Origin of the sequence: Sphingomonas sp. MA1305 (genome assembly GCF_016107325.1) — a bacterium.
Taxonomy (GTDB): Bacteria; Pseudomonadota; Alphaproteobacteria; order Sphingomonadales; family Sphingomonadaceae; genus Sphingomonas.
In genome coordinates, this window is the sequence record NZ_RCVT01000002.1 from 1,015,590 (window position 1) to 1,033,542 (window position 17,953).

The window sequence follows — 17,953 nt, forward strand, 5'->3', positions numbered from 1 at the left end:
TCATGCCAAGGTCAATCCGCCGGCGCGCAGCGGCTGCGCGCCCTGCAGGAAATAGCGCGTCGCCACCGCGTCCGAGATCTGGGCGAGCCGCCGCTCGACCTCGCCGAGCGTATCGGCGTCGAGACTGGCGGCGGTGGCCTCCGCAAGCAGCGCGGCAAGGCCGCGGCCGAGGCGCTGCTGCGCCTCTGCCATGCCGTCGTCGTCGAGCACCGGCAGCGCCGTGAGATGCTCGGTGATCCGATCGGCCTGATAAGCGAGGCTGCGCGGATTGCCGGGGTCGAGCGCGACGAGATCGACGACGGGAATGCGCGCGATGCCGGTCAGATAGCGCTGGCGATAGCTGATCTGGCTGTCGGCGAGGTCGAGCAGGGTCGACAGATCGTCCGCGGTCGCGCCCGCCATGCCGAACAGGCGGGTCGCGCGCGCCGCCGCCATCGCCCGCTCGACCCGCCGGCCGAGGTCGTGGAAGCGCCAGGCGGCGGTGCGGCCCATATGCTCCGCCGACAGGCCGGCGATGGCGGCATAGCGGCGCTGCAACGAGCCGGCGCGGTCGAGCATGCCGCGATGGCTGGGGAAGGGCGCCTCGAGCAGGCGCACCATGTCCGCCGACAGCCGGTCGCGCGAACCCTCACCGATGGTGCGGGCAAGGCGGTTGATCGTGGCGATCGAATGCTGGCCCTCGTCCTCCATGGCGATGCGCGCGAAGGCGGTGAGATCGGCGCGGCGCAGCGAGGCGGGATGCGGTGCGGCGCCGCCACCGGTGATCAGGCCGACGAGGCGGCCGACGGTGCCGGCCGACAGCGCCGCGCCGCCATCGGCGTCGATCGAATGGCCGAGCATGACGCGGATGGCGGCGAGCAGCGCCTCGCCACGCTCCAGATAGCGGCCGAGCCAGTAGAAATTGTCGGCGACGCGGCTGGGCAGGGTGCCGGGATTGCGGCGGACATGATGCGAATCCGCCGCGGGCAGTAGCGACACTGGCTCGACCGGGGCGGCGCCGTGAATGCAGACGTCGGCGGACCAGGTGCCTTCGCCCATCACGCTGGCGCGCGGATCGGGATGGCGGCCGATGCGCGCGAAGCCGCCGGGCAGCACCGTCCATTCGCCGTCCGCGCCGCGCGCCGCAAAGACGCGCAGCGTAAAGGGGCGTGGCTCCAGCCGATCGTCGACCACCACCGGCATGGTCGACAGGCGGACGATCTCCTGCCCGACATAATCCTGCGGCCGGCGGGCGAGGTCGTCGCACAGCGCCGCCGCCTGTTCCGGCGTCAGCTCGTTGCCGGCGACTGGGACGTCGCCCGGCAGACCGAGCGGCGCGGTGCCGAAGGCGGGGCCGATCAGCAGCCGGTCGAAATCCTCCTCGACGCGGGCACGCTCGCCCGGCTGGCCGCACCACCAGGTGGCGATATTGGGGATGTGCAGGCTGTCGCCGAGCAGCCGCGTCGCCAATTGCGGCAGGAAGGCGGCGAAGGCGGGCGCTTCCAGCACGCCCGCGCCCGGCGCATTGGCGAGCAGCACGTTGCCGGCGGCATAGGCATCGATCAGGCCCGGCACGCCGATATGCGAATGGGAATCGAGCGCCAGCGGATCGAGCATGCGCGGATCGACCCGCCGCCACAGCGCGTCGATGCGCTTCAGCCCGGCGATGGTGCGGACGTAGACGCGATCCTCCAGCGCGGCGAGGTCGGCGCCCTCGACCAGCAGCAGGCCGAGGTAGCGGGCGAGATGCGCCTGTTCGGGATAGCTCGGATTGTAGCGTCCCGGCGTCAGCAGGCCGATGCGCGGATCGGCGCGGCGGCACAAAGCGGCGATGCCGGCGCGGAAGGCGGCGAAGAAGGGCGCGTGACGCTGGACGTTGAGCCGCGCCTGCAGCCCGCCCAGGGTGCGGCTTACCGCGAGCCGGTTCTCCAGCGCATAGCCGGCGCCGGCCGGCGCGCGCAGATGGTCGGCGAGTACCCGCCATTCGCCGGTCGGCCCGCGACCGAGGTCGATCGCGATGAAATGCAGGTGGCGGCCGCCCGGCGGTTCCAGCCCGACGAGCTGGCGCAGGAACAGCGGGCTGCCGGTGACCAGCGCGGCGGGGATCAGGCCGCGCTCGACCAGCCTTTGCGGCCCGTAGAGGTCGGCGACGATCGTCTCCATCAGCGCGGCGCGCTGGACGATGCCGCGGGTGATGCCGGCCCATTCGCCGGCGTCGATCAGCAGGGGGACGGGAGAAACCGGCCACGGCCGCTCGTCCGCCTCGCCGATGATACGGAACCCCATGCCGATGTCGGCGGCGTGGCGGCGGACGCGTTCGCGGACATGGTCGAGATCGTCGGAGGCGACGCTGGCCAGTTCCTCGAACATCGCCGCCCAGGCCGGATCATGGCTGCCGGCAAGCACGTCGTCGGCGGTGGCGCGGGCGCGATAGTCGGCGATCCAGCGCTGCGCATGGGTGGCGGCGTCGATCAGGCTCGCGGGCTCTGCGGAGGTGGGCTGCGTCGCCATCGGTCCGCTTCGTACCGTGCGCCGCAGCGGGGGGGAAGGTGGAATGGAAGCGCGGGAGAAGAGGTGGTTCGGGCGCCTTCACCGAGCGGCGGGGCAGGCGATGGGGTTGCCGATCGCTCCTGCGTCGCTCCCGCCAACGCCGCACTCTAGCGTCACGCCCATGCTGTCGCCGTTAAACTCGCGTGTCCATGAGCCCCCGCTTTCGCCGGGATGACGAATGACGCAGCGGTTTCCGGCCAAACCAGACATTCCGCTTCCGCCCGGAAGCCGAAGTTCCGCATTCTCGCATCAGCGAGCGTAGAGTTCCCGCCCAGCTTGCAGTGCGTGGTCAGGCGCCCGCCTCGCGCCTCATCTGGTCGCGAACGAGGCGGTTGAGATCGTGCTTATATTGCTGGCAAGTCGTCGTGAGACGACCGACACGCTCCTCCGCCAGACAGCGTGACTTCAAGGAGCCGTTGAAGCGATAGAGTTGATCATCGAGATATTGTCTCATGCCATAGGCTTGCGGGTTCTCGAAATAGGTCGTGCCAGCGACGGCGGAAGTTGTACCTCCTGCTACAAGACCCACGAGGCACAGGGCTTTGCAAATCGCTTTCATCGAACGTCTCCTTCGACCACGGACTGCCGTGAACCTGCCGCAGTGCGCTTATAAATCATGGATTTCGCGTAAGGTCCAAACTTAAGGTTCGTATGAGCTAGGGTCAGAGCTTGAAGCTGTCAGCGGCTAGAGGCGGTGCCTCCGCCGTTGCAAAACGACCATCCAGAAGCGGACGTTCTGATTCCGTCGAGAGCGGACATTGCGCGTCTTATGGCTTTGTCGGTGCTTGCATTTGCGCCGCGGTCGTCTGCTCGTCGATGATGCCGACAATTTGGGACATAGGAATGGTAAAAACGCCCCCCTGTGCCTTACGCCATTCGTCGATGCCCTCGTCCAAGGCGGAAGTAGGGAAGTCGCGCTTTTCCACTGATAGCTTCGTGACACTGGCGTCGAGCGTCTCGTCCGATACGGGAATGTGCGGCAGGATGCCCGCGATGCCCGGCGTTGCGAAATGAACGCCGACGACGCTGATGTGGTAGACCTTCTTGGCACCCATCATCTCGACGCGCTGCACTTTGAGCAGCGATCCAGCATCCTGTGGTCGCGTGCGGTAGGACCAGACTTGCCCCTCTACATACCTGGGAGGCGAGGCCTGACCGGACAGCCCCATGGCAGCTAGCAGAGCGGCGGCGACAGATGACAGCTTCATAGATCCCCCGAGCGACCGAGTTGCCACAATACTCTCATCTTGCCCCGTCTCCATGTCCGCTAACCCCCAGCAACAGACAGCCGACGTATAATCTGGGCGCGCATTGAGTCGCTATTAGGAAAGCGGAAGTCACACGTCCGGCAGCGTCTGGTCCGCCATGCCCCACCCCTGGAGCGCCCGCGACGCCGCCCTCTTCAACAGCTCGTCCCGATCCCTCACGCCCCAGCGGGCGGCGGTGTCGAGGTCGCGCAGCTCGCTCCACGAGACCGGTGCGGCGACGGGTGCGCCGGCGCGGGCGCGGGCGGCATAGGGCATGATCGCGGTCGCGCCGCGCTGGTTGCGAAGGTAATCGATGAAGATCTTGCCCTTGCGCTTCGCCTTGGTCATCACCGCGACGAAGCGGTCGGGCTCCGCCTGGGCCAGCGCGCGTGCGAAGCGTTCGGCGAAGTCGCGCACCGCCGGCCATTCCGCCTGGCGGTTGAGCGGCACGACGACGTGGACGCCCTTGCCGCCGGACAGCAGGGGAAAGCTGACCAGGCCGATCTCGGCGAGCTGGTTGGACAGATATTCCGCCGCCTTCTTGGTTTCGGCGAAGCCCAGCCCCACGTCGGGGTCGAGGTCGAAGACCATCCGGTCGGGCCGTTCGAGCGCATCGATCGTCGATCCCCAGCCGTGGAATTCGATCGTGCCCATCTGCACGCAGGCGACGAGGCCGTCGGCGCTGTCGACATAAAGATAAGGTTCGGTGTGGCCGTCCTTTTCGGTGATGTCGACGTGGTGGACATGCTCGCCGAAGCTGCCCGCGTCGTGCTTCTGGAAGAAACAGGCCTTGGCGCGTCCCTGCGGGCAGCGGACGAGGCTGACCGGGCGGCGGCCGGCCCAGGGCAGCATCACCGGCGCGAGCGCGGCGTAATAGTCCGCGAGCTCGCCCTTGGTGACGTCGCTGTCGGGGAAGATGAGGCGGTCGCGGCTCGACACCGTAACGTGCACCTCGGGCGCGGCGGGGGCGGGCTCGGGGGTTTCGACCACCACCTCTTCCGCCGGCTTGTCGCCGCGCAGGCCGACGAAGCTCGGGTGGCGCAATACGCCGTCGGGCGTCACCTCGGTGAAGGCGATCTCGGCGACCAGCTTGGGGCTGACCCAGTGCGCGCCGCGGACCATCGCGCGCGGCGCCTCGACGGTCGGCGTCTTGCGGGCGAGGCGGGCGAGTTTGGCGGCGATATCGTCCATCAGCTTCGCGTCGAAGCCGGTGCCGACCTTGCCGGCGTAGCGGAGTTTGCCGTCCTCGTGCACGCCGAGCAGCAGCGAGCGGAAGCCGCGCTGCTTGTCCGACGGCAACCAGCCGACGATGACGAATTCCTGCCGCCGGATGCATTTCGCCTTGAGCCAGGCGCGGCTGCGGCCAGATTGATAGGGCGCGTCGGCGCGCTTCGACACGACGCCTTCCAGCCCCTCGCGGCACATGGTTGCGAACAATGGCTCGCCGGAACCGAGGACGTGTTCGGCGAATTGCAGGCGGTCGCCGGTCGGCAGCAGGACGCGCAGCCGCTCCTTGCGCTGGAGGTTGGGGAGGGGGCGCAGGTCCTCGCCGTCGGCCTCGAGCAGGTCGAAGGCGAACAGGGTCATGGCGCCGCCGCCGGAGATGGCGTCCTTGAGCGTCGAGAAATCGGGGCGGCCGTCCTTGAACGCGACGATCTCGCCGTCGATCAGCGCGCTGCCGGGGATGGCGCCGGCGGCCTCGGCGATCCGGGCGAACTTGTCGGTCCAGTCGAGGCCATTGCGGGTGTAAATCTTGGCGACGCCGTTCGCGACGGCGATGAGCGCGCGATAGCCGTCGTATTTGACCTCGTGCAGCCAGCCGGCACCGGGCGGGACGGAGTCGACGAGCGTGCAGAGCTGCGGTTCGGTGAATGGCGGCAGTTTTCCTCCCTTGGCAGCGGAGCGCGGTGGTGGCGGGGTGTCGCCCTTTGCGGGCCGAGATACCCCTCCACCATCCGCCTTGGGTCGACGGTCCCCCTTCCCCTGCGGGGGAGGACTTTTACCCTCCGCAATCTCCTGCATCGTGCGGCCGGTGGCGACGCTGGTCAGCGCGTCCTCGGTCAGCGTGTCGGTGCCGCCGGCGAAACCGTCGTCGATCTTGCGCAGCAGCCAGTTCTCGCGTTTTTCCTTGCCGCGCGGCTTGAGGCGGATGAGCAGCCATTCGCCGCGCATCCGCTCCCCCTCCAGCACGAAATGGAGATGGCCCTTGTCGAGGTCCTTCGCCGACTTGCCGGCGACCGGCGCCCAGGTGCCGCGATCCCACAGCATCACCGTGCCGCCGCCATATTCGCCCGCCGGGATCGTCCCTTCGAAGCTGGCGTAGGACAAGGGATGATCCTCGGTGCGCACCGCCAGCCTTTTCTCGTCGGGGTCGAGGCTGGGACCGCGCGTCACCGCCCAGCTCTTCAGCACGCCGTCGATCTCCAGCCGGAAATCCCAGTGCAGGCGGGTGGCGTCGTGCTTCTGGACGATGAAGCTGTTGCCATGGCCGGGTTCGAGCGTGCCGGCCGGCTCCGCGGTCTTCGCGAAGTCGCGCTTGGCGTTGTAGGCGGCGAGGGCGTCAGTCATCGGTCTATTGCCCACATCCAAAACCCTCCGTCAGCCCGGCGAACGCCGGGCCATGTCGCCCCGAGCGCCAAGGCCGCTGGTGTTCCGTGTCCATGGGTCCCGGCTTCCGCCGGGATGACGTAAGGGGAAGCGCTTAGGCACGTTTCTTGGCCGGAGTTTTTGCCGTCGGCTTTTTGGCCGGTGCCTTGGCGGTGGTCCGCTTCGCCGGTGCCTTCTTTGCCGGTTCCGCCTCCGCCTTGCCGCCCTCCATCGACTTCTTCAGCGCGGCCATCAGGTCGACGACGTTGTTGCCGGATCGGCCGCCGTCTTCGTCCTTGTCCTCGATGATCTTGCGGCCCTTCGCCTTGCGCTTGCGCTCGATCAGGTCCTTCAGCGCGTCGACGTAGCGGTCGTGGAATTCCTGGGGATCGAAGGCGCCCGACTTCTTGTCGATCAGCGCCTGCGCCAGATCGAGCAGGTCGGGGTCGGGCTTGCTGTCGGGAATTTCGCGGAAATAGCTTTGCGCCTTGTTGACCTCGTCGGCGTAGCGCAACGTCTCCAGCACCATGCCGCGCCCGCACGGCTTGAGGCTGACGACATATTCGCGGCCGCGCAGGGCGAGCTGGCCGAGCCCGACCTTCTTCGACCGCTTCAACGCCTCGCGCAGCACGATGAACGCCTCTTCGGCGAGATCGTCGGCGGGGACGACGAAATAGGGTTTCTCGTAATAGATGACGTCGATGTCGCTGGCGTCGACGAACTGGGTCAGCTCCAGCGTCTTCTTCGATTCGAGCTTCACCGCGTCGATCTCGTCCTGCTCGAGCAGCACGAACTCGCCCTTCGACACCTCATAGCCCTTCATGATCTCGTCGGTGTCGACGGGGCCGATGCCGGTGACGACCTTCTCGTAATGGATCGGCTTGCCGCTCGGTTCGTGGATCTGTTTGAACGACACGGTCGCACCGCTGCGCGTCGCCGCATAGATCTCGACCGGGATCGACACGAGGGCGAGTCGGATCTGGCCTTGCCAATAAGCGCGAGCGGGCATGCGGGCAGCCTTGCAACGTTGCGGAAGCGATTCAATTCGCTGGCGAAACTCCGGTTCCGTCGCGATTGCGCCGACCTGTGACACGGACCGGGTTTTCGGCTAGGGGCGGCGCATGGCCGACGACCCTTTTTTGATGTTCGACGGGTGGCTGGACGAAGCCAAAGCGAACGAACCCAACGATCCCAATGCGATGGCGCTCGCCACCGTCGATGCGGCTGGCCAGCCGTCGGTGCGGATGGTGCTGCTGAAGGGGCACGGCCCCGACGGCTTCGTCTTCTACACCAACCGCGACAGCCGCAAGGCCGGCGAACTCGACGCGGTGCCCAAGGCGGCGCTGCTGTTCCACTGGAAGTCGCTGCGCCGCCAAATCCGCATCGAGGGCGCGGTCGAACGCGCGAGCGATGCTGAGTCGGACGCCTATTTCGCGACGCGCGGTCGCGATTCGCAACTCGGCGCCTGGGCATCGGACCAGTCCCGCCCGCTCGACAGCCGCGCGACCTTCGAGGCGCGGTTCGAGGCGATGAAGCAGCGGTTCGAGGGGCAGGACGTGCCGCGGCCGCCGTTCTGGGGCGGCTATCGCGTCGTCCCACAGGCGCTCGAATTCTGGCAGGACCGGGCGCACCGCCTGCATGAACGAAGGCTGTTCACCCGACAGGGGGATGGCTGGAGCGAAGGATTGCTGTTCCCATGACCCAGGACGAACGTCGCAAGCTGCTGCCGCTGGCGACGCGGGCCGCGCTGGCCAGCGTCGCCATGGCGTGCTTCCTGCTCGCGCTGAAGAGCTATGCCGCGTGGCAGACGGGATCGGTGGCGATGCTCGGCAGCCTCGCCGACACGGCGCTCGACCTGCTCGCCAGCCTCGTCACGCTCTACGGCGTGCGGCTGGCGGCGACCCCGGCGGATCACGACCACCGCTTCGGCCACGGCAAGGCGGAGGCGCTGGCGGCGCTGTTCCAGGTCGCGCTGATCACCGCCTCCGCGGCGGGTATCGCTTGGCGCGCGATCGACGCGCTGGGCAGCGATACCGCCACGGGCGACGCGGAGTTCGGCATCGGCGTGTCGATCATCGCCATCATCGCGACGATGGTGCTGCTCTGGTACCAGCGCCGCATCATCCGCGCGACCGGATCGGTCGCGATCATGGCGGACAACGTCCATTACCAGTCGGACGTTCTGCTCAACGGATCGGTGATGGTCGCGCTGGTCGTCGACCAGTATCTCGGCTTCCACAAGGCGGACCCGCTGTTCGGCATCGCCATCGCGCTGTGGCTGGCCTGGGGCGCGTTCCAGGCGTCGTCGACCGCGATCGACCAGCTGATGGACAAGGAATGGCCGGAGGACCAGCGTGCCGCCTTCCTCGACGTCGCGGCGCGTCAGCCGGGGCTGAAGGGCATCCACGATTTCCGCACGCGCCGGTCGGGCAGCCACGATTTCGCGCAATTCCATATGGAGGTCGACCGCGACCTGACGGTCGGCGCGGCGCATGACATCGTCGAGAATGTCGAGCGCAGCCTGCGCAGCGCCTTCCCCAAGGTCGAGGTATTGATCCACCTCGACCCCGAAGGCCATGTCGACACCGACAATCCGCTGGTCGAGGCGGACGTGACGCCACACTGGTTCGGCAAGCGGGTAGGATACTGACATGCGGATACCGTTCAGCCAGATCGATGCGTTCAGCGACGCGCCCTTCGGTGGCAATCCGGCGGCGGTGATGCCGCTGTCGACCTGGCTGGACGATGCGACGTTGCTCGCCATCGCGGCGGAGAACAATCTATCGGAAACCGCCTTCCTCGTGCCCGACGCGAGCGGCGAGGCGGACTTCGAGCTGCGCTGGTTCACGCCCGCGGCCGAGGTGCGGTTGTGCGGCCATGCGACGCTGGCCAGCGGTCACTTCGTGCTCACCTCGGGCGAGCCGCGCGACGCGGTGCGCTTCCGCACGCGGCAGGCCGGGGTGCTGACGGTAACGCGCGAGGGCAGCGGCTATGCCCTGGCGCTGCCCGCGTGGAAGCCTGCGCCGAGGCCGTTGCCGGCAGTGGTGGCGGCGCTCGGTGTCGACAATGTCGTCGAGACGCTGTGGCGCGAGGGAGGCTACGATGTCGTCGTGCTCGAATCCGAGGAGGCGGTGCGCGCGGTGCAGCCCGACTTCCGTGCCCTGGCGGCGACCGGCGAACATCAGGCGATCGTCACCGCGCGCGGCACGGATACCGACATCGTCAGCCGCGTCTTCGTGCCCGCGTTCGGGATCGACGAGGACCCGGTGACCGGATCGGCGCATGCGGTGATCGTGCCCTATTGGGCGGAGGCGCTCGGCCGCGACCGCTTCACCGCTACGCAGGCGAGTGCACGCGGCGGCCGGCTGACCTGCCGGCTCGACGGCGACCGGGTGGTGTTGGGCGGCGCTTGCGTAACCGTGATCGAGGGCACGTTCCTGCTGCCGTGATCTCCCTCAAGCCCCTCCCCTGAAGGGGAGGGGCTGCTTAGGCCGCTGCGAGCGCGGCCTCTGTCTCCGCGATCCAGCCGCCGCCGAGCACGCGGTCGCCGGCGTAGAGCACTGCCGCCTGACCCGGCGCGACGCCATATTCGGGAACGTCGAACACCAGCCGGTCGCCGACCATCTGTGCAGGCACCGGCTTGGCCATCGAGCGGACCTTCGCCGACAGCGGGCCGTCCAGCGGCCCCAGCACGTTGAGGTCGGTCAGCCGCGCCGCCGCCACCGCCAGCGCCGCGCGCGGGCCGACGACAACGCGCTTCGCCGCCGCCTCCAGCCGCACGACATAGAGCGGTTCCGCGGTGCCGCCGATCTCCAGCCCGCGGCGCTGACCGACGGTGAAGTGGATGATGCCGCGATGCTCGCCCAGCTTGCGACCGCTGAGGTCGACGATGTCGCCCGCCGTATCGGTATCGGGACGCAATTTCCTGACCAGGCCGGCGTAATCGCCGTCGGGCACGAAGCAGATGTCCTGGCTGTCGGGCTTGCCCGCCACCGCCAGCCCCATCTCCGCCGCCAGTTCGCGCACCCGCGCCTTGGGCAGGTCGCCGAGCGGGAAGCGCAGGAAATTCAGCTGCTCCTGCGTCGTGCCGAACAGGAAATAGCTCTGATCGCGGGCCGGGTCGGTGCCGCGATGCAGTTCGGCACCCGCCGGCCCCTCGATGCGGCGGACGTAATGACCGGTGGCGAGGCAATCCGCGCCGAGATCACGCGCCATCTGCAGCAGGTCGGTGAATTTTGGTCCGGTGTTGCACTGGACGCAGGGGATCGGGGTACGGCCGGCGAGATATTCGTCGGCGAACCGATCGACCACCGCCTCGCGGAAGCGGCTTTCATGGTCGAAGACATAATGGGCGATGCCCAGCCGGTCGCAGACGGCACGGGCGTCGCGGATGTCCCGCCCTGCGCAACAGGCGCCGGCGCGGCCGACCGCCTCGCCATGGTCGTAGAGCTGGAGCGTGACGCCGATCGTCTCCGCCCCGGTACGCGCGGCGAGCGCGGCGACTACCGAGCTGTCGACCCCGCCCGACATCGCCACCACGATCCGGCGCGCGGTCTCGGGACCCGCCAGCTGAAAATCCACATCGGTCATGATCCGCCCGCCATAGCGCTTTTCGTCGCTCACCGCAAAGCAGGCACGGGTCGCGCAGTTTTGAGGGCGAGCTTTACCGACCCTTCACCACGTCTGCCGTAGAGCCAGCATTCCTGACGATACGAGCGAGTGGGGTAGGGCGCGTTGGATCTGAGTTTTCCCGGTTTCGACAAGGATGCGGAGGTCACCCGGCTGCCGGGCGATCTCGCGGTCCTGATGGTCGGGATCGCGGCACGCCAGAATGCCAGCGCAACCGCGACCGCGCAGGCACGATTTGGCCGGATGTACGGTGCGATGCGGCGGCTGCAGCCCGCCTCGGGCGCGTTCAACGGTCAGGTCGCGTCGCTGCTCGCGCATTGGCACGATTCCGAACAGGAGCCGGGCGAGTGACGAGGTAACACACATGAAGGGCCCGTTTACCGCGGCGCTTCAGCCGTTCTTCAAGCGTGTCGATTAGGAAGCGTAACAGTTGTTGAAAGAGGCCTGCTGGCCCCGGTCGAGGTTGAGTAATGATCGAGAACCAGAAAATCCGTCCTGCCAAGGTTATCGGCCCGCTCGGCGAGTCGCTGACCCTGGATTCCCTGCCGCCGCCGTCGACGACGCGCTGGGTGGTGCGGCGCAAGGCGGAGGTGGTGGCCGCGGTCAACGGCGGCCTGCTGACGGTGGACGAGGTGTGCGAGCGCTATGGCCTGACGGTCGAGGAATTCGCCAGCTGGCAGCGCGCGATCGACCGATCAGGCATGCCGGGTCTGCGCGTCACCCGCATCCAGCATTACAAGTCGCTGTACGAGCGCCAGCAGAAATACTGACCGCACGCGCGTCCTGAGGGACGCCGCAACCGGCCCGCGTATCCCCGGTCGAACCGGGCGATGCGCGGGCCGGCGTCGTTTCACGCAAACCGCTCGGTCAGGGGCGGAGCACGCAGCCGGCGGGCAGGCGGACCGGATTGCACCGCGCCATCACGCCGCCGGGCAGCGTCACGGCGAAGTGCAGACCCGCTGGGTCAGGCGCACCGGGATAATAATCCGTGCTCACCGCCTGCGCGCCGCTTGCCGCGGCAGCGATTGCCTTGGTGTGATCGCCCTGTCGCGCCTCGATGGTGTTGGCGTCGGTGCGGGTACGGACGATGACGCCTGCTTTCACCCAGTCGCGGATCCGTGAACCGTCGGTCACCGGATCCTGGATGATCTGGATCGCCGATTCTGGCTGATCATCGGCATACCAGCCGAACATGGCGCGCCCCTTCAGCGAGGGATGGCCGGTGCGATAGACCTCGGACACGGCAGGCCGGACGTCGAACAAGATGAACACCCGCCCCCGGGCCGCCGCCAGCGACGGCCAGCCACGGCCGCGCACCGCGTCGCGCAACGTCGGCGCGGAGCCGCGCACCTCGTCGGGGGTGATCAGCCGCCGTCCCGGCAGCGCGTTGCGGATCTCCGCATCCAGCGCATCGAGCAAGTCCGCATTGTCGAGCGGCAGCGGCGGGCTGATCTCCAGGCGCTCCGATGGCGTATCGGCGGCGTTGATCGTGATCATGATTGGCAGATGCCGCGGATGCGCACGCGACCAGGCGTCGATCTCGCTGAGGCAGCGGGCGAGCGTCACGCAGGTTGAGACATAGTCCACATCGGGAATATGGAAGACCTTGAAACCGGGGCGACGCATCGCTGCCTGATCGAAGTGGCTGTTCTGACCCGCCTCCTGGGCCAGTGCCTCGCCCTTGGGGTTGGCGTAGCGGCCGCCCGCGGGATCGGCGAAGATATCGATCTCGACCTGGCGGACGCCGAGGTCGAGCTGGCGGGCGAGCGGCAGATGGTAATAATCGAGCGCGTCGGCCAGCTTCACGTCGCGGGCGCGAAGGGCAGTCATCACCGCCGGGGGGATCGCCGCCTTGAAGCTGTTGTGCGAGCCGACGACCTGGATGTCGTTCATCCGCAAGGTGGACGGCGGCGCGGTGTCGCCGGCCAGCGCCGCAGCGGCGCTGGCGGCGGCGAGCGCCAGGGTGGGAAGCAGCAGGGCGCGCATCATCAGAACTCCGCGCGGGCGCCGAACAGGATGGTGCGACCGTAGTAATTGATCTCGCCGAACCGCTTGGGATCGTCGTTGTAGGTGTAGAGTTTGGCCCCGGCGAGGTTGATCCCTTCGACGCTGAACAGCAATTTGGGGGTGACGCGCAGCGACAGGCTGCCGTCGAGCGAACCAAAGGCGTCGGTATAGGTCGGCGCCTGCGTCGTGCTGCCCGTGCCCGACAGATACTGGTCACGCCAGACATAGGAGACGCGCGCCGAAACGGGGCCGTAATCGTAGAAGCCGACGACGTTGAAGCTCTGCTTCGACAGGCCGAGCAACTGGTTGCGGATCGTCCGCGCGCCGGCGGTGTAGAGCGCGTTCACCGAGGTATGCGTGTACGACGCCTGGAAGCCGAGGCCGTCGAAGGGTTTGGGCAGGAAGGTGAAGACCTGGTTGTACGCCGCCTCCGCGCCATAGACCTTGGCGTTGCCGCCGTTGACCTGGGTGCTGAGCAGCACGGTGCCGCGGTTGGGGATGGTGATGTTGACGTTCTGCGCGGTGATGTAATCGTCCATCGCCTTGTAGAAGACCGCGCCGCTCAACGACCCGTGCGGGTTGAAATACCATTCCAGCGAGCCGTCGAACTGCGTCGCCAGGAACGGGTTGAGCTGCGGGTTGCCGCCGCTTGCGGTCTGTGCGTCGGTCGACACGGTGATGCGCGGCGCGCTGTCGGTGATGTTGGGGCGGGTCAGCACGCGGCTGGCGGCGAGGCGGCCGACGAGGGTGGGCGTCAGCTCGGCGCGCAGGTTGAAGCTGGGCAGCCAGTCGTTGAACGTCTTGGGATAGCTGACCGCGGTCGGCGTCGATCCGGTGGTCAGCGTGCCGCTCGCCACCTGATCGGTATGGACGTAGCGGACGCCGATATTGCCGGTGACCGGCACCGACCCGGCCTGGAACCGATAGTCGGCGCGCAGATAGGCCGCCGTGACCTTCTCCGTCGTGACGAAGGAGGAGCGGAGGTCTGCCGCGGTCAGCGGCGCGTTGGCGATCGTCTGGTTGAACAGCGCGTTGTAATAGGTCTGCGTCACCGGCACGATGAAGCTGCGCGGCGCATTGCCCGGCACGCCCGACAGGAAATCGTCGAACGGCAGCTGTTCGTAGGCGGGCGTGCCGAGGCTGGTCAGCGGCTGCCCGTTGGCGGTGTTGACGATATAGTCGCGGCGCGCATAGTCGCGCTTGCGCCAGTGATATTCGCCGCCGGCCGCGATCTTGCTGAGGAAGCCGTCGAAATCGTGGCCGATGTCGAGCCGGCCATAGGCATCCCAATCCTTGCTGTTCTTGGGCGCGATGTTGAACGGATAGACGACGTAATTGGCCGGATTGGTGACGTCGACCGGCGTGGTGAAGGTCGGCAGCACCTTGTAGCCGCCCGACGCGTCATAGGTCAGCGGCGCGTTGAAGAAGGCACGACTGCGCACCGTCCCTTCTGCGTTGCTGGGGTGGTAGCTGTGCGCCGACGACCAGCTGCCATTCGCCGACACGTGCCAGGCGTCGCGATCCCAGGTCTGCTTGAGGCCGATGGTCAGCAGGTCGTGGCGGTTGAGACTATATTCGCGTGACGCCATGAAGCGGACGCGGTTGATCGTCGCGGCAACCACGGTGTTGCCCTGGATCACCGCACTGCCGGGGACGATCGCGGTGTTGGGATCGTCGGGATAGATGTCGAGGCCGAATTCGTCATAGGCGACGTCGAGCCGCGTCGCGAGCACGTCGAGCGTCGTGCGCAGTTCGGGCGTCGGCTGCCATTCCGCCGAGACGAGGCCCGACAGCCGCTCGCGATGTTCGGTTTCGATCGTCGGGCGCGTGCGGGTCGGCGTGTACAGCCCCGACGGCAGACCGCCTGCCGCGGCCGAGGTGAATTTGTCGAGATTCCAGCCGAAGTTCAGGAAGCGATCGTTGCGGACGTCCTTGGCCCAATATTGCCCGGCGGCGAGCAGGCCGAAGGTGCCGTCCGGCGACTTCCAGCTAGTCAACAGCGTCGCATTCGGTTCGACGCGGTGCGTCTGCGTCGTGAAGGTGTAGCGTGAATTGAGCGTCGTGCGGGTGCCGACGTCGAGCGGGCGGAAGGTCTGGACATCGATGTTGCCGCCCAGCGCGCCCTCATTCATGTCGGCGGTGGGCGTCTTCACCACGTCGATGCGCGAGACGAATTCGGCCGGCAGCATTTCGAAGCGGAACTGGCGGCCGTTGGCGCCGCCATTCTCGATCAGGTCGTTGAGCGCGACGGTGCGGCCATTGACCAGCGTGTTCTGGAACTGCGGACCGAGGCCGCGGACGCTGACGTACAGCCCTTCGCCGCGGGGGCGGGTGATGGCAACGCCCGGCACGACCTGCAGCGCCTCGGCGACGTTCTGCGCCGGGAATTTGCCGATGTCGGTGGAGGCGATCGAATCGACGCCATAAGCGGCGCGACGCTTGACCTCGGTCGCCTCGGCGAGGCTGCGCGCATAGGAGCCGGTGACGACGATGTCGCCGTCGGCGTCGTTAGCCGCGCTCTGTGCCGTGTCGTCCGCAGCGGCCACTGGCCGCTCCTGCGCCTGGGCCTGAGATGCGGCGAACACAGCCGCGAGCGTGAACGGCAGCGTGGCGCCGAGCCGGCGCGAAATCCTGGTCATGATCGTTCTCCCCCCGGCGTTTCGCCGTTGGGCCGCGCGCTAGAGACGCTTTGTTACGGACCAAAGTAGAACCAATGACAATTCGCTGACGTGGGTCGCGATCTCAATCGCTTGTCCGGGAAAGGCGATAGAAGTTGGCGATCAGGGCTGCCGTGGCGGCGGCGCCGGCAAGGGCGAGGCCGATGCCGATGGAAGCGCCGGCGCGACGGCCTGGGGGTGGTTCGACGGCATCGGCCAGCATCGCCGGGTCTTCGGTAAACAGCCGGGCGAGGTGGCGCGCGACCGCCGCCGGATTTTCCCGCGGCGCAAAATGGCCGACGCCCGACAATAGGACCATCGCGAAGGGCCCGGCAAATTTGCCGGGCACCGTCTTCGTCGCGGACGGCGGATTGACCCCGTCGACCTCACCCTGAACATAGAGCGTCGGGACGGAGAGGGTGCGGGTGTCCTCGACCTTGTCGGCCAGCCAACGGCTTGCCGGATCGGGATCCGCCTCGTCCCAGCGCGCGCGATAGCTGTGGATCGTCACCGCCGGCCAATCGGGATTGTCGAAGGCGCGGGCAACGCGCTCGAACGTCGCTTCGTCGAACCAGCCCTTGGGCGACCAGTTGACCCAATGGAGATGGGCGAAGCCACGGCGGTCGTCGCGCACCGCCTGCGCGCCGCGCTCGGTCGCCATGAACCAGTGATACCATTGCCGCTGCGCCTGTTCGAACGGCGGCGTCGGCATGCCGCCGAGGCGGGGCGGCGTGCTGAGCATGGCCAGCCGCGTCACCCGTTCCGGCCAGCCGACGGCGAGCGCTTCTGCGGCATTGGCGCCCCAATCGTGCCCGGCGACCATGAAACGGTCGATGCCGAGGTGATCGAGCAAGGCGATCGCGTCGATGGCAAGGATCGCGCTGTCGCCGGTGCGCGGCGTCTCCTCGGCGAGGAAGCGCGTCGCGCCAAAGCCCCGCAGCGTCGGCACGATGACGCGCGGACCGGCCTCGACCAGCGGCGGCACCACTTCGTTCCAGGCGGAGGCATCGTCGGGCCAACCGTGCAGCAGCAGCACGACCGGCGCTTCCGGCGCTCCTTCGTCGCGATAGGCGATCTCGAGCCCACCGATGGTCACTGTCGGCACCGTTCGTCTCCCGTGGTTCGCGTCTGCAAACCGGCGACCAGCCCGATCGTTGCCGCGGGTCAGGGGCCGTCGGGCTCAGCCTGAGATGGAACGCGTCGCGAGGCGCCGGATATGGCCCGCCTCCGCGGCCGACAAAGCGGGCAGGCGGCGGCCGGCATGGGCACCGGGACCGCGGCTGCCGAATTCGCCGAAGCGAGCGTCCTCGGGCTGGAGCATATGGCGGGGGTTGCCGCTGCGATCGGTGTACCACATCTCGGTCCAGCCGGCCGGCGCGATATGCGCGTCGAGCCAGCAATCGAGGAAGGCCGCCATCCCCGCCGCATCGGGATTGCCATATTGGCCGTCGGCGAACTTCTTCGACGGCCGCCACGGGCGCGCCAGGAAGACGCTGCCGTCGGCGACGCCCGGGTCGCGGGTCAGCCGGCAGTGATCGAAGACGAGACCGATCGGCTGCGCGCGCAAGGTGCTGGGCGCGGCGATATAGCCCCGTACCTGTTGGGGATCGGGACGCAGCCGCGAGCGGATCTCGCATCGGTCGAACAGCGCCGATCCCGCGCCGAAGATGAAGTCGTAGCTGCCGCTGACCAGGCAGCCGTTGAGCGTGACGCGGCCGGCGTCGGGGAAGAAGGTGTCCTGGTGGCTGTGGATGTCGACCGCGTCGAGCCGCGCCGCGTCGCTCCCTTCGGCGAGGCGCAGCGCCACCGCCTGCGGCCCGGCCGGATCGTCGGACAGCAGCCGCGCGCCGGTCTTGCGCATCTCGGCGATGCCGTCGAAATCATTGGCGATCGTGAGGTTGCGGGCGGTGAAACCGGCGGCCGTGACGGTCAGCGTCGCGGTGCGATAGGTGCCGTAATGCTTGCCGTCCGGCGCGATCATCCCCGATGCGGCGGTGAAGGCGATCCGGGTGCGCTGCCGATCCTCGCCGACCAGCGCGACGCCGGGCACGTCGACGACATGCTGGCCCAGCCAGTCGCCGCGGGCGAGCCAGAGGCGATAGCCGCCGGTCCGCGGCGCCGCGGCGAGCGCCGTACCGAGATCGGCGAAGCGGCGCCCGGCGGGCACGTCGCGTCGCGCCGCCGGGGCGATCACCGCATCGTAGCGCGCCGCGGCCGCCGCCGCCCTGCCGAGCAGCCCCGTCGCGATGCCGCCGATGATCCACTGCCGGCGATCGATCATGTCCGTGTCCTCGTTGC

The 17,953-nt window shown here is 68.1% G+C and carries 15 protein-coding genes; 5 read left to right on the forward strand and 10 right to left on the reverse strand.

Features of this window, described 5'->3' with window-relative positions:
- From D9601_RS12885 to ku, 5 genes are all read right to left on the reverse strand, one after another.
- Window positions 1-2,490 carry a circularly permuted type 2 ATP-grasp protein gene (locus tag D9601_RS12885; RefSeq protein ID WP_198354376.1) on the reverse strand — a complete coding sequence of 830 codons (2,490 nt, stop codon included), beginning with the start codon at window positions 2,488-2,490 and terminating at the stop codon, window positions 1-3.
- Window positions 2,491-2,818: 328 nt separating this feature from the next.
- On the reverse strand, window positions 2,819-3,088 hold the full coding sequence (locus D9601_RS12890; protein ID WP_198354377.1) for a hypothetical protein: 270 nt from the start codon (window positions 3,086-3,088) through the stop codon (window positions 2,819-2,821).
- A gap of 208 nt (window positions 3,089-3,296) precedes the next feature.
- Window positions 3,297-3,737, reverse strand: coding sequence for a hypothetical protein (locus D9601_RS12895; RefSeq protein WP_198354378.1), 441 nt, complete (start codon window positions 3,735-3,737; stop codon window positions 3,297-3,299).
- Window positions 3,738-3,866: 129 nt separating this feature from the next.
- Window positions 3,867-6,344: a DNA ligase D gene (gene ligD / locus D9601_RS12900; RefSeq protein ID WP_198354379.1), complete on the reverse strand. Its 2,478-nt coding sequence runs from the start codon at window positions 6,342-6,344 to the stop codon at window positions 3,867-3,869.
- Window positions 6,345-6,477: 133 nt separating this feature from the next.
- A complete protein-coding gene (gene ku, locus D9601_RS12905) occupies window positions 6,478-7,371 on the reverse strand; it encodes a non-homologous end joining protein Ku (protein WP_198354380.1) in 894 nt (297 codons plus the stop codon).
- A 112-nt stretch (window positions 7,372-7,483) separates the two neighbouring features.
- Between ku and pdxH the strand changes: the two genes are divergently transcribed.
- From pdxH to D9601_RS12920, 3 genes are read left to right on the forward strand one after another with little or no spacing between them, the layout of a single operon-like run.
- The gene (gene pdxH / locus D9601_RS12910) at window positions 7,484-8,062 is read left to right on the forward strand and encodes a pyridoxamine 5'-phosphate oxidase (protein ID WP_198354381.1); all 579 of its coding nucleotides are present in this window, start codon (window positions 7,484-7,486) and stop codon (window positions 8,060-8,062) included.
- Window positions 8,059-9,012, forward strand: coding sequence for a cation diffusion facilitator family transporter (locus D9601_RS12915; RefSeq protein WP_198354382.1), 954 nt, complete (start codon window positions 8,059-8,061; stop codon window positions 9,010-9,012). The genes pdxH and D9601_RS12915 overlap by 4 nt, the downstream gene beginning before the upstream one ends.
- A 1-nt stretch (window position 9,013) precedes the next feature.
- Window positions 9,014-9,811, forward strand: coding sequence for a PhzF family phenazine biosynthesis protein (locus D9601_RS12920; RefSeq protein ID WP_198354383.1), 798 nt, complete (start codon window positions 9,014-9,016; stop codon window positions 9,809-9,811).
- Window positions 9,812-9,848: 37 nt separating this feature from the next.
- On the opposite strand, the gene mnmA is transcribed toward D9601_RS12920, so the two are convergent.
- Window positions 9,849-10,952 (reverse strand): tRNA 2-thiouridine(34) synthase MnmA, encoded by a 1,104-nt coding sequence (mnmA, locus tag D9601_RS12925; protein WP_198354384.1) that lies wholly within the window; start codon window positions 10,950-10,952, stop codon window positions 9,849-9,851.
- A gap of 144 nt (window positions 10,953-11,096) precedes the next feature.
- On the opposite strand from mnmA, the gene D9601_RS12930 reads away from it, so the two are divergent.
- Complete coding sequence (locus D9601_RS12930; RefSeq protein WP_198354385.1) at window positions 11,097-11,342, forward strand: hypothetical protein; 246 nt, start codon at window positions 11,097-11,099, stop codon at window positions 11,340-11,342.
- 119 nt (window positions 11,343-11,461) lie between these two features.
- A complete protein-coding gene (gene sciP, locus D9601_RS12935; RefSeq protein WP_198354386.1) occupies window positions 11,462-11,761 on the forward strand; it encodes a CtrA inhibitor SciP in 300 nt (99 codons plus the stop codon).
- A gap of 97 nt (window positions 11,762-11,858) precedes the next feature.
- Here sciP and D9601_RS12940 read toward each other — a convergent pair whose 3' ends face one another.
- The 4 genes from D9601_RS12940 to D9601_RS12955 form a co-directional block, all read right to left on the reverse strand.
- Window positions 11,859-12,980, reverse strand: a complete 1,122-nt coding sequence (locus D9601_RS12940) for a Ca2+-dependent phosphoinositide-specific phospholipase C (RefSeq protein ID WP_198354387.1) — start codon at window positions 12,978-12,980, stop codon at window positions 11,859-11,861.
- Window positions 12,980-15,637 carry a TonB-dependent receptor gene (locus D9601_RS12945; RefSeq protein WP_198354388.1) on the reverse strand — a complete coding sequence of 886 codons (2,658 nt, stop codon included), beginning with the start codon at window positions 15,635-15,637 and terminating at the stop codon, window positions 12,980-12,982. Before D9601_RS12945 ends, D9601_RS12940 begins: the two co-directional genes overlap by 1 nt.
- A gap of 103 nt (window positions 15,638-15,740) precedes the next feature.
- Window positions 15,741-16,760 (reverse strand): alpha/beta fold hydrolase, encoded by a 1,020-nt coding sequence (locus D9601_RS12950; protein ID WP_198354389.1) that lies wholly within the window; start codon window positions 16,758-16,760, stop codon window positions 15,741-15,743.
- Window positions 16,761-16,835: 75 nt separating this feature from the next.
- Window positions 16,836-17,936, reverse strand: a complete 1,101-nt coding sequence (locus tag D9601_RS12955; RefSeq protein ID WP_198354390.1) for a pectinesterase family protein — start codon at window positions 17,934-17,936, stop codon at window positions 16,836-16,838.
- Window positions 17,937-17,953: the final 17 nt, after the last annotated feature.